General features: G+C 60.7%; 8 protein-coding genes. 1 reads left to right on the forward strand and 7 read right to left on the reverse strand.

Going from position 1 to position 11,997, the window contains the following annotated elements; all coding sequences use genetic code 11:
* On the reverse strand, positions 1–1,803 hold the full coding sequence (locus ACIGGE_RS03620) for a sulfatase-like hydrolase/transferase (RefSeq protein WP_397489478.1): 1,803 nt from the start codon (positions 1,801–1,803) through the stop codon (positions 1–3).
* Between the two features lie 432 nt (positions 1,804–2,235).
* Between ACIGGE_RS03620 and ACIGGE_RS03625 the strand changes: the two genes are divergently transcribed.
* Entirely contained in the window at positions 2,236–3,303 is a 1,068-nt protein-coding gene (locus ACIGGE_RS03625) for a LacI family DNA-binding transcriptional regulator (RefSeq protein WP_397489479.1), read from the forward strand.
* A gap of 1 nt (position 3,304) precedes the next feature.
* Here the strand turns inward: ACIGGE_RS03625 and ACIGGE_RS03630 are convergent, their stop codons facing one another.
* The 6 genes from ACIGGE_RS03630 to ACIGGE_RS03655 form a co-directional block, all read right to left on the reverse strand.
* Positions 3,305–5,467, reverse strand: coding sequence for a beta-glucosidase (locus tag ACIGGE_RS03630; RefSeq protein WP_397489480.1), 2,163 nt, complete (start codon positions 5,465–5,467; stop codon positions 3,305–3,307).
* A 29-nt stretch (positions 5,468–5,496) separates the two neighbouring features.
* The gene (maiA, locus tag ACIGGE_RS03635) at positions 5,497–6,126 is read right to left on the reverse strand and encodes a maleylacetoacetate isomerase (RefSeq protein WP_397489481.1); all 630 of its coding nucleotides are present in this window, start codon (positions 6,124–6,126) and stop codon (positions 5,497–5,499) included.
* A gap of 8 nt (positions 6,127–6,134) precedes the next feature.
* Positions 6,135–6,830, reverse strand: coding sequence for a fumarylacetoacetate hydrolase family protein (locus ACIGGE_RS03640; RefSeq protein WP_397489482.1), 696 nt, complete (start codon positions 6,828–6,830; stop codon positions 6,135–6,137).
* Entirely contained in the window at positions 6,827–7,876 is a 1,050-nt protein-coding gene (gene gtdA, locus ACIGGE_RS03645) for a gentisate 1,2-dioxygenase (RefSeq protein WP_397489483.1), read from the reverse strand. The genes ACIGGE_RS03640 and gtdA overlap by 4 nt, the downstream gene beginning before the upstream one ends.
* Positions 7,860–9,230, reverse strand: coding sequence for a spinster family MFS transporter (locus ACIGGE_RS03650; RefSeq protein WP_397489484.1), 1,371 nt, complete (start codon positions 9,228–9,230; stop codon positions 7,860–7,862). The genes gtdA and ACIGGE_RS03650 overlap by 17 nt, the downstream gene beginning before the upstream one ends.
* Positions 9,231–9,317: 87 nt before the next feature.
* Positions 9,318–11,726 carry a TonB-dependent receptor gene (locus ACIGGE_RS03655; protein ID WP_397489485.1) on the reverse strand — a complete coding sequence of 803 codons (2,409 nt, stop codon included), beginning with the start codon at positions 11,724–11,726 and terminating at the stop codon, positions 9,318–9,320.
* Positions 11,727–11,997 lie beyond the last annotated feature (271 nt).

An 11,997-nucleotide genomic window follows, 5' to 3' on the forward strand; every position in this document is an offset into this window, starting at 1 on the left:
TCATTCCTTTGGAAGGTTCTTCAAGAAGTACTGCAAATCGAAGACCGGCTGGTGGGGATTGTAGGTGCCGGCGATGCTCTGGCGCAGAAAGCGTCCGGCATTGCGGATCTGGAGATCGTCCGCCTGTTCCGCTGCTGCGGCGGTGTCGGCGACTCCCGGATCTTTAGCACCGGCCACGAAGGTCAGTGCATTCAGCGCACCCAGTCGGACCGCTTGTATCTGGTCGGGGCCCGTGAGCTGTGAAAGCACGCCGATGGCCTCGCCCCGCAAATCGGTCGGCGTCAAAGCCTCGGCAGCGACCAGGCGAACGTGGACAGAACTGTCGCTGCGCATGGCTGACGCCAACCTGGTGTCGGCGGCGGGTGAGCGGTGCTCGGCCAGCAGCAGGCCGATGGCGGCCCAGTAGCGGACCACCTCGTTCGCATGGTCCATCGCAGCAAGGAAATACCCCGCCGCATCCGGGTCACGGCTGGCCGCGCGTCTGGCGAGAGCCATGATATCGCCGAGCGGATATTTCGCGTTGCTGCGCGTATTCTGCCAGCCCTCCAGCGGCGAGCCTTCGGGGATGAACCCGTTGTCGCGGATCGCCAGCATCTGCCGGTCGAGCGCATCGCGGCACCTCGCGAGCTCCTGGGCATAAGCCGGGTCATCCGCCAGATTGACGAGCTGATCGGGGTCTGCCGACATATCGTAGAGCGCTTCGTAGGGCTGCTCTTCGAAAAAGGCCGATTGCACAGAATCCAGCTCTCCCGCACGCCAGGCGGCATCCCAGTCCTGATAACCCGCCATGCGCCACGCATAAGCCATCTCGGGCCAGTAGGGGCGATGCGGGGTATAGGTGCGCATATAATGCCAGCGCTCGGTCATCGCGACCCGCACCAGCCCGTCGCGCTCGTCCACCCGGTCGCGCGCGCCGAAGGTAAACTCGCGAGGGTCCTCTGTCCGTGCTCCGAGGAATGCCTGCCCCTGCATCGTCTTGGGCACGTCAAGACCGGCCAACGAAAGCACCGTGGGCGCAAGGTCGAGCAGGCTGACGGGGGTTGCGACCTCGGTGCCCATGCCGACGGGAGACAGGTGGCGCCACTTGGGCGGGACATAGACGATCAGCGGGACCTCGAAGCCCTCCCGCCAGGGATAATGCTTGCTGCGCGGCATCGTCCCGCCGTTGTCGCCGTAGTAGAAGACGATGGTATCTTCGGCCAGTCCGTCAGCCTCCAGCTCGGCAAGGCGCGCGCCGAACTCGGCGTCCATCTTCTCCATCAGGTTATGGTAGCTGGCGAAGTTCTCGCGGATGCCCGGCCGATCGGGCAGATAGCCAGGCAGATTGATCTGATCGGGCTCCACTGCGCCCGGCGTCGGTTTGAAAGTGAAGCGTTCGTGGGTTGTCAGCGAATTGAAGACTGCCATGAACGGCTGGCCCTTCGCGCGACCGCGCCAGTGAGCACTTTGGGAGCTTTCATCCCAGATCGCATCGACATCGACGTCGCAATTATAGTCGGTCTTCTCGTTATTGGTGCAATAATAACCCGCGCTGCGCATTAGCTGCGGATAGGTCGGGATCGCGGCGGGCAGATGGGCGGTCGCGCGCATGTGCTGCGCGGGCGCATTGCTCTCGGCATGCATGCCGGTGAGGAAAGCGTATCGCGATGGCGCGCAGACCGATGCGGTGGAGGTAGCATTGCGATAAATGACACCCTTGCGTCCCAGCGCATCGAGATTGGGAGTACGCGCCAGCGGATCACCATAACAACCGAGCCAGGAATTATTGTCCTCGCTTACCAGCCAGAGAATATTGGGCCGCATCCGGAATTCGGTCCCACGAGTTTGGCCATCTGGACGAATGCACGCCCCCAGCCCTGCACTCATGGCGCTCGCTATCATTGTACGGCGACTGATGCCTGCGACTCTCACTTATGGAATGTCCGTTCGCATGGCCGATCCGCCATGTCTCGCAGGCCTGCATATAACAGGACATCCGCTGCGCAATACGTGAGCGGCCCCTCGCCTATTCTTACGGGTACCACGCTCATAGAACCCTCCCCTTTTCTCATTGGGTTAACGCTAAACCATCGCTATTGTCGGCGTCAAGTGAATTGAACCCCGCCGGCCGGGCCGACTGCCGGAATGACCGCGGAAAACATAGGGGGAACACTGGATAGCGGGGATATCTGGTATGGTCGACTTTTCCGGCATTCCTGATTGTAGAAGGCATAGATCGCAGGTAGCAATTTCAACATGAACGAAAAGACAGCGCGGTCGCGACGCAAGGTCGGTCAAGCCGTGACCATTCAAGCCGTTGCGACGCAGGCAAATGTATCCGCGATGACGGTCTCGCATGTGCTTAACGGCACGAAGCGGGTGCGGGACGAAACGCGCGACGCGGTCCTCGCCGCGGTGGAGGATCTTGGGTATGTTCCTAATCTGGCAGCCCGCCAACTGGCTTCGGCCAACGCGATCCGCATCGGCATCATCTATCGCGGCGCACAAAACGCCTTCCTCAGCGCAATGCTGGTCGGGTCGCTAAATGCCGCGGCGCGGCTCGGCGTGCAGGTGCTGCTGCGCAAGTGCGATACATTCGAGCGCGCGGATGCGATTGAGGCCGCTAAATGGTTGATTGGCGGCGGTGCCAACGCGCTTCTACTCAATCCCCCCTATGCGCAGGAACTCTCTGAAAGCGGCGTGGCCAAGGAGTTTGGCATTCCCATTTCCGCAATCGCGCAAGGATCGCCGCTGCCCGGCGTCGATTGCGTAGGGATCGATGAGGCCGCGGCGGCAACCGAAATGACCGAATATCTCATCGGCAAGGGACATCGTAGCATCGGGTTCGTCACCGGACGGCCCGACCTTCCCGCAGCCGAAGGTCGTTTGAATGGCTATCTCTCTGCTTGTCGGAAGCACGGGATCGACGTCAATCCGGAGCACATCGTTACCGGCGATTTCTCTTTCGATTCCGGACTAGCCGCCGGGGAGACGCTTCTCTCACGCGCAGATCGACCCTCGGCAATCTTCGCGAGCAACGACGATATGGCCGCTGCCGTAAGCCTGATGGCACACCGGCTGGGCCTGGATGTGCCTGAAGACGTCGCCATCGCTGGCTTCGACGACGGCCCGATTGCTGTAAAGATCTGGCCACCGCTCACGACCGTACGGCAGGACGTCGAAGCCCTCGCCGGGCGAGGCGTTGAAATGCTGGTCGAACGTTACCGGAGCAAACAGGGAGCAAAATCCTCTTTTTCGGACGCAATCAGGACACCGCTATCCGAACAGACGCCGCACCTGCTCGTCGTGCGTGAATCGGCCTGACCTAGGCGATTTCGACGGTGCTTTCGATAAGGGACCGCGACGAGGCGCCGAGGCCGATGCGATAGGTGCCCGGCTCCAACTCCCACGTGTGCGTTTCCGGGTTGCGGATGCGCAGCGTCGATATCGGAATCCGAATCTCGACTCTCTTTTTCTCACCGGGCGCAAGCGCGACCCGCGTGAACCCACGCAGGCTGCGCAGCGGGCGTTCGACAGCGCTGGATGGCATGCCGACGTAAGCTTGAATGACCTGCTCGCCTTCCATACTGCCGACGTTTTCCACGGTCAGGCGGCAGACGATGGTATCCTCCGCAAATTCGCAAACCAGATCGCTTTGCGCGTATTGGGTGTAGGATAGGCCAAAGCCGAAGGCATAGCGCGGCTCGATCACTTCCCGGTCGAACTTCGCGTAGCCATGCCAGTAGCCATATTCGATGGCATCGGCGTCGGGGTCGAAGAACGGATAATGGGCTTCATCCTTGGCAACGGTAAAGGGAAGACGGCCGGAAAAGTTGGCCTTGCCCAACAGGAGTTCCGCTAGCGCGTGGCCGCCTTCCATGCCGGCGTAGAAACCGAAAACGATCGCGTCGGCCGCGTCGCGCCATTCCTCGACTGTCACCGCCGATCCCGCGACAATCACCACCGTCACCGGCCTGCCGCTTCCGGCAGCGGCCAGGATGAGTGCAATCTGTTCTTCCGGCAGACTGAGCGATGAACGATCGCCCCCGATCGGCCGGTCGGAAATACTGGGACGCGGGGGCGGAGTGGGGTTGCCCGTAGGGGCAGCCGGGTCCTGGTCGGCCCCGAGCGCAATATCCCCTATGATGTATTCGCCTTCTTCCTCGGCCGTATAACCAACCACTACGACGACCGAATCCGCCAAAGCCGCCGCACGTCGAGCAGCCTCCAAATCGAACTCATCGGCATGAACCACTCGGTCCACGCCCAGCGCTCGCTGAAAACCATCGAGCGGCGTCACCACGTAATCTGGCACAACCTTGCTTGATCCGTTGTCGCCAGTGTTGGGCATGTCGGCGAGCCGCCCGAGTACCGCGACCGTTCCCGTATCGCCAAGGTTGAGCGGCAGCGTTTCATCGTTCTCAACGAGGACCGCCGCCTTAAGCGCGGCTTCTCGGGCCAGAGCGATATGTTCGGGACTTGCGACCAGGCCCGCGTGGTATTCGAGGACCGGATCGGGACGCCGGGCGAAGCGGATCTGTACCCGCAAGATTCTGGTGCAGGCTTCGTCGATCACGCTTTCCGCAATCTCGCCATTCTCGACCGCAGCGACAAGCGCTTCGCCGTAAACCAGCGGTTCGGGATTCTCGACGTCGAGACCGGCCGCCGCGCCACGCACTTCGCGCACACCGCGCACCCAGTCGGAATGGACGAAGCCGTCGAAGCCCCATTCCCCCCGCAGGATATCGGTCAGAAGCTCCTTGCTGTGGCCGCAATACTCGCCATTGACCTTGTTATAGGCCCCCATGACGGTGGCGACGCCCGCGTCGAGGCAATGCTTGAAGTGCGGCAGATATACTTCGTGCATGGCGCGTTCGTTCGCCCGAACGTCGACCTTGAAGCGCGCGTTCTCCATCGAGTTGAGCGCGAAGTGCTTCACCGTTCCCACGACATTGTGCGACTGGATGCCCGTGCCCAGCGCGGCCCCCATGACGCCCAGATGCCACTGGTCCTCGCCATACGTTTCCTGCGCCCTGCCCCATGCCGGATGGCGCAGCAGATTGATGCAGACCGCGCCGCTGAAGGTGCACCCGCGCGCGCGGGCCTCCACGCCGATCGCCTGGCCGATCCGGAACTCCAGATCTTCGTCGAAGGTCGCGCCGCGCGCCATCGAGCAGGGGAAGCAGGTCGACCCCTTGCGCGTGACGCCGCGCGGGCCATCGGTGAAGTAAAGCGGCGGAATCCCGAGGCGTTCGTTGCCGCTGCCCGCACGGTAGGGCCGCGCACCCCATTCGCGGTCATCTTCGGCCAGTTGCTCGAAGAAGCCGTGGCCGGACATCATCGCGACCTTCTCTTCGAGCGTCATCTGCGCGATCAGCCCGCGCGCGATCTCGTCCTCGCCCAAGTCACTCGGCAGGTCCCAGCCCTGCCGCTGTGCGATGGTGGGCATGGCAGGATGTGTCTGGGTCTCGGCAGTCGATGGCGGCATTGTTGGCTTCCGTCGGGAAAGAGGGGGATTCAGCTGGCGTCGGGCTGGTTGGCCGGGGCGGCGCGCTGGAACGCCGTCAGCTCGTTGCAGGCCGCTTCGGCGGCGAGCAGGCGCGGCCAGCGAAGGTCCGCGCCGAAACGGCGGGCATTGCCCATTTGCGAGACGAGGCAGATGTCGGCGAGCGTCACGCTATCGCCGAAGCAAAAAGGGCCGTCCTCCGCCTCGATCAGGCGCTCGCAGGCGTCGAGGCCATCTTCGATGGTCTGGCGGGCCCACTGGGTCGCCGCCTCCTCGCTGCCCGTGAGCGCCTCGATCCTCTTCAGGATCTTGAGGTTCTGGACCGGATGGGTGTCGCAGGCGATGACTTGCGCGAACGCGCGGACCTTCGCCCGGCGCACCGGGTCCTGCGGCAGCAGGGGCGGCTCGGGGTGAACCTCTTCCAGGTAATCGCAGATGGCCAGCGACTGCGTGAGCACCCTCCCGTCATCGAGTTCCAGCGCGGGAACGAGGCCCTGCGGGTTGAGCCGCAGGAATGCCTCGGAACGCTGTTCGCCCTCGCGCAGGACGTAGGAGGAATTGGTGTATTCGATCCCCTTCAGTTCCAGCGCAATGCGGACGCGGTGCGAGGCACCCGAGCGGAAGAATCCGTGCAATCGCATGTCTGACGTCAATCCCTGGCCGGTTCGCCAATGGTAATGGTGCAGTCGCTGATGCCTTCGACACTGACGGTCACGACATCGCCGGGCACGACGGCGCCGACCCCGGCGGGGGTGCCGGTGTAGATCAGGTCGCCCGGCTCGAGCCGATAGAAGCGAGAGACATAGGCGACGACATCGTTCACCGGCCAGATCAGCTCGGTCAGATCGGCATCCTGCTTCACCTCGTCATTGACGGTCAGCCGGATGGCGCCCGACGTCATATCGCCGGTCTCCGCAATCGGGTGCAGCAGCCCGATGGGAGAAGACTGTTCGACGTTCTTGCCGGTATCCCAGGGGCGCCCCTTCTCGCGGGCCTCAAGCTGCAGATCGCGCCGGGTCATGTCGAGGCCGGTCGCAAATCCGAAGATGTACCTGGCCGCATCGGACGTGGCGATGTTTCGTCCGGCGGTGCCGATCGCGACGACCAGTTCCGCTTCGTAGTGGAAGTTTTCGGTCTCGCTCGGGTAGGCGATCGTGGTGCCGGTCGGGACGACGGTTTCCGCCCATTTGGTGAAGAAGAACGGCGGCTCGCGATCGGGGTCCCGGCCCATCTCGCGCGCATGGGCGGCGTAGTTGCGCCCGATGCAGAACACGCGTCGCACAGGATAAGCCTCGCCAGTGGTCGTTTCGATCGTCGTGACGGGCACTTCGAAGAGGGCGGTCATAAGCGTTCTTCCTGATAAAGTTCGAGTTTCTGCTGCGAGGCCTTGTCGGAATATCCGAACAGGACGAGGTCCTCGTCCGCCTCGAGTTCGAGAATTTGCCAGCACGGGACGACGAAGATCGATCGCGGTGCGAGTTCGATGCTGGTTTCGCCGATGCGCGCCCGGCCGTTGCCTTCGCAGACAACAAACACGGTCCCGTCGGTGGCACGTCGTGGCAGCGTGGTGATCCCTGCGGGAATCAGGCGCACATGCGCCGAAATCGTCGCCAGGATCGGGCCGCCATCGGCCGGGTTGGTGAATTCGAGCGCATGGCCCAGATGGGGGTCGAGCGTCGCACTCGCGGCCATCTCGCCGAGCGCCTTGCGCCATTGCGCGTAGGGATAATGGAACAGCGGTCGCTGGGCCGGTCGACGGCCTGCCGCAGAACCGTCGAGGGGGCGCAAGTTGCTACCGTAGGTCGCCAGCGTCGCGCCCGGAGGAGCGGTTTCGGGGTGAACCTTGTCCTCGAGCTGGTCCGCGAAAGTCGCATCGAACAGCCGCACAGTGGGGATGTCGAGACCGTCCAGCCAGATCATCGGTTCGTCGGTCGGATTTCCGTGATCGTGCCACTGCCAGTTGGGGGTCAGCACCAGATCGAACGGGTTCATCACCGCTTTCTCGCCGTCGAGAGCGGTGTAGGCACCACTTCCTTCCATAACGAAGCGCAGCGCACATTGGGAATGGCGGTGGCACGGCGCGATCTCGCCCGGCAGGATCAGCTGGAGCCCGGCATAGAGGCTGCCGGTGATCGCCGACTGTCCGCGGATGCCCGGATTTTCCAGGATCAGGACGCGCCGCTCGGCCTGTTCGGCGCTGATCAGGTCGCCCGCCCGCATCAGGTAATCGCGGGCCTCGTCGTAGGACCAGCCATGGGCGATTGCCTCCGGCTTTGGCTCGGGCTTCACCAGCGCATGGAGCACTTCCCACAAGGGGGTCAGCGCCTTCGGGTCCATCTGGTCGTAAAGCGCCTCTAGCTGCTGGCGCTGGTCGTTAGGCAATTGCGTCATCGCCAGCCTCCTGCGCATGCCTGACGTCTTGCAAGACAGGGGTGATGGCCCGCGAATAACCACGCATTCCGATCACAAGCATCACGACGGAAAGAGGTGATGCGACGGCGCAGGTAAGGGAAATAGCTTCGGCAAGTCGATTTGGATTCGCAAACCAGTAGTCCGTGACAAGCGCCACGGCGGTCGGGCCGAGGGCCGCCCCGATCAGATTGATGGTCAAGAGATATCCGGCTGATACCAGTGCGCGCATTCTGTTAGGCGTTAATTCCTGCAAGGCAGCTAGACCGCCACCGAAGTTGAAACCGGCAAAAAAATTCATCAAGCCAATCAACACCAGCGATAGTTCAGGCGTGGGCATTAATGGGAAAAGGACCGTCGTCGGGATAAGTGCGCAGAAGCCGAACATCGCGGTAACCAAATTGGCCCGATCATGGCCGCGACGACGTAGGGCACTGGCGACGAACCCACCCAAGAGTGCTCCGCCGGTTCCGCAGCTGATTACAACCAGTCCATAAGATCGCCCGATCTGCGCCGTATCCCAGCCGTAGCTTCGTTCAAGGAAAGCGGGGATCCACGCTCCGGTCCCGTTCCCGACGAGGATCATCAGCGCAAAACCGAGGCCGATGCCGACATAGGCGGAAAGGTGCTGGCGCACATGCATGAGGAGCTCGCCTACGCTGGCGCTGCCTTCACCAACGCGAACGCCGATACGCTTGGGTTCCGGTACGGTCATCATCAAAGCTGCTAACAGGAGACCGGGTAAGCCGAGCGCCAGAAACACCAGGTGCCAACCCTTGGTGGCTCCCAGCACCGGTAGCTCAATGATTTCCCCGGGCGGTATAACCGAGGACACAAGGCCACCTAGTAGCAACGCCCCCGCCCCACCGAGGTAAATGCCCATCTGGTAAACTCCCATCGCAGCGGGAAGTCGGTCTTTGGGGAAGTAATCGGACAGCATCGAATATGCGGCGGGGCTAAACCCACCTTCGCCAGCACCAACACCAATGCGTGCAAGGAACAGGGTGGGGAACGTGCGGGCAACGCCACAGATGGCGGTCATCGCGCTCCACACCGTTATCGAAGCGACCACGATGTTGCGGCGGTTCGAGCGGTCCGCGAGCCAAGCAACGGGCAAACCAACCGCGACATAGAACAAAGTAAAACTAAGGCCGTAGAGCAAGCTCATGGCCGTGTCAGACACCTGCAAATCTTCCTTGATCGGCTGCACAAGCAGGGCCAGCGCCTGTCTATCAACGAAAGCCAAAGTATTGGCCATCATCAAGATAATAGCGGCGTACCAGGCGCTAGCCGGCGAGGGCCAGGCATTCCCATCTGTCGGTTGTTGCTCGTTCATTTTACTATCCGATCCCGAAAAGTCGGAATTGGCCGCCGAACCGATGGTGCAATCTCATCGAGGTTCGGCAGCCGCACTCCGCTATCGTCAGTAACGATAGCCAACTGAGAGCCCGAAGTAGCGATCTGCATCCTTTGGAATATTAGCCCACAGATCGAATGGATTGTTCGCATTCGAAAGGATGGTACCGTGGCTCAACTGCGAATAGTAATTGGTATCGAAGAGGTTCTTTACGAACCCGGCGATCTTCAAGTTCTCACTTTCGACACCAATCGAAAGATCGACGATCGTGTAGCTACTTTGAACAAGCAATGGGTCTTGTTCGAGAGCAAAAGTCTGCTCGGATTGGAAGTTGACATTGCCCAGAATAAACCCGTCCCACGCATTCGACAGCGGGAACTGCACGCGCGGGCTGAGATTGACGCGATAGCTGGGAGTAGAAGGCAGGTTACCATCTACGACATCGATTATCGGGTCTGAAACGACCGTATTGCCATCGATCACCCTGCTTGCGCGATAACATACATTCGACGGGAAATTATCCGTGAAGATCGGTGCGGAAGCCTGGTCTTGACGGGCACAAGTTTGACCCGCGACATTCACCTTCGCATCAACATAGGTGAAGGCAATCGGCAGGGTGAACCATGTCGTCGGACGTAGCGTTGCTTCAAGTTCGAAACCCTGCGACCGTGACTTGCCGGCGTTCAGCTGGCGCACCTGCAGATTGCCGCCACCTGTGTCGAGAGCCTGAACCTGAAGGTTGGTAAAGTCGGTTCGAAAAGCCGCAAATGCAAGGTTGAGCGCACCATCGAAGGTCCGGTACTTCACGCCCACTTCATAACTGTTGACATGCTCTGGCTCCAACCCGGGGTTGTCCGAGAAGTCCGTGTTGGGCGTGGCGTCGAGGGCGAAGGATTTATAGCCTCGAGTATAAGTGCCATAAACATTTGCGTCGCCACTAAGCTCATAACGGAAGCCAGCCTTGCCTGTCAGCGCAGTGTCGCTACGAGAATCTCGGCCACTGTTTGGATCTGCCGCGAATATGAGATCGCCAGGAACCAGCGGGGCAATGGCCTCGCCCTCTACTGTTTGCTTTTCGTAAGTGAGGCGTAGCCCGCCAATCAAGTGAAGGCCGCCGAATATATTGTAGTCCAGTTCGCCAAACGCGGCCGCGCTGTCGGACTGAAAATTCGCGTCGAAGCCAGACGAACGATAGCGCACAGGAACATCGCACAAAGCACCGATGGTGGTGCCGGTCGGACATTGGATGAGTCTCCGGCGTAGACTGCGATCCATATCCAGTTTTGCGAAGAAAGCACCCAGAACATAGTTGAGCGGCGTGCCGCCGTTTGAGGCAATCCGGACTTCCTGCGTGTAGCTGTCGTAGTATGTATCCGCTACGTTGCTATTCCACTGCGAGTAGGGAAAAGGGCCGACGTAGCGGACTGGGTCGGAGAATATCTGATCGGGTTCGAATTGTGTCGCGATCTCGTAGTTTTGCCACGCAGTGATGGAAGTGATCGTCGCCGGCCCGACATCGTAGTCCAACTGAAGCGACGCGCTCTTTACCTTGCTGTTGGAATAACTCGCATTATCGTTCGACACTTCCCGGTTCGTGGGCGATGCAACAATGTCGCCCAACAATGTTTGGATGGCGGGAGTCTCGATGCGGACCGGAACACGCGAGCAGCAGTTGGCGTCGGTTTCACGGTATTCCGCGATGAACATTGCGGTCAACGGAGATCCGTTGTCCCATTGCAGTTTGCCGCGAAGCCCCCAGCTTTCAAAACCGTTCACGTCCTCATCTGTTGCAATGTTGCGCAGATGGCCACCAACGTCGTTATAGAAGCCGCTGATCCGGGCGTTGAGGCCGTCGGCAATCGGGCCGGTAACTGACCCCTTAAGCCGATACTCATTGCCTTCCGCGATGGTTGCGTCGATGCTTCCTGTGAAATAATCCTCGGGCGCGGCGGTAACGATATTGATCACACCGCCGGTCGCGTTCTTTCCGAACAACGTACCCTGCGGCCCACGCAACACTTCAACCCTTTCGATGTCAGCAAGATCAGTAAACCCCTGACTAGAACGAGCTACGACAACGCCGTCCACCACAATCGAAACTGCTGATTCGACAGCCTGCCCGAAAAGCTGAGAACCTACGCCGCGTATGCGGAAGGCGCTATTGTTCGGATTGTTACCCTGCTGATAAGAGAGCGAAGGTACTGCGCGGACAAGAGATTCGGTGTCATTGATCTGTGCGTCCGCAAGCGTTTCACCGCTGACCGCCGTGACCGCGATTGGCACTTCAATCAGTCGCTCTGATCGCTTTTGCGCGGTCACAACAATGACATCCGCGTCCAACGCCGTCTCTTCTGGCTGAGACGCAGGCAGGTCTGCATCCTGTGCAAGCACGCCAAATGGCATTGCGGCCAACGCAATGGCGACTGTGCTGCACGATGTCCGGGCGCGCCAAGCGGCGGTAACAAGTCGTCTCATGATTTCCTCTCCATACTAAAACTGCTTTTTCAAGCAGCCCCAGATCTAACCCCCCCAATACGTGAGCCGTCTGGTTTACCGTTAAACCATCTGCACCATGCAGGGCGATCTTGTCAATCGTAAGATTCTCGATTCCTGAAATCAGGCGTCGATTACTGTTGTCGAAGGCGGCCTGGATCTGCGCACATCTGCCAGTTGCGAGCTTAGGCTCAGCTGCCAAGTCGGTGCCTCGGCATGAACGCGAAGATTCCCCCTAGGGATCGAGTGCCAA

Origin of the sequence: Qipengyuania sp. NPDC077410 (assembly GCF_044543405.1) — a bacterium.
Lineage (GTDB): Bacteria > Pseudomonadota > Alphaproteobacteria > Sphingomonadales > Sphingomonadaceae > Qipengyuania > Qipengyuania pacifica.

What these genes read in the sequence shown, in the direction of transcription:
- ACIGGE_RS03640 (WP_397489482.1), bottom strand. Translation starts at nt 6,830, where the DNA reads ATGACCGCCCTCTTCGAAGTGCCCGTCACGACGATCGAAACGACCACT.
- ACIGGE_RS03625 (WP_397489479.1), top strand. Translation starts at nt 2,236, where the DNA reads ATGAACGAAAAGACAGCGCGGTCGCGACGCAAGGTCGGTCAAGCCGTG.
- maiA (WP_397489481.1), bottom strand. Translation starts at nt 6,126, where the DNA reads ATGCGATTGCACGGATTCTTCCGCTCGGGTGCCTCGCACCGCGTCCGC.
- ACIGGE_RS03650 (WP_397489484.1), bottom strand. Translation starts at nt 9,230, where the DNA reads ATGAACGAGCAACAACCGACAGATGGGAATGCCTGGCCCTCGCCGGCT.
- ACIGGE_RS03655 (WP_397489485.1), bottom strand. Translation starts at nt 11,726, where the DNA reads ATGAGACGACTTGTTACCGCCGCTTGGCGCGCCCGGACATCGTGCAGC.
- gtdA (WP_397489483.1), bottom strand. Translation starts at nt 7,876, where the DNA reads ATGACGCAATTGCCTAACGACCAGCGCCAGCAGCTAGAGGCGCTTTAC.
- ACIGGE_RS03620 (WP_397489478.1), bottom strand. Translation starts at nt 1,803, where the DNA reads ATGCGGCCCAATATTCTCTGGCTGGTAAGCGAGGACAATAATTCCTGG.
- ACIGGE_RS03630 (WP_397489480.1), bottom strand. Translation starts at nt 5,467, where the DNA reads ATGCCGCCATCGACTGCCGAGACCCAGACACATCCTGCCATGCCCACC.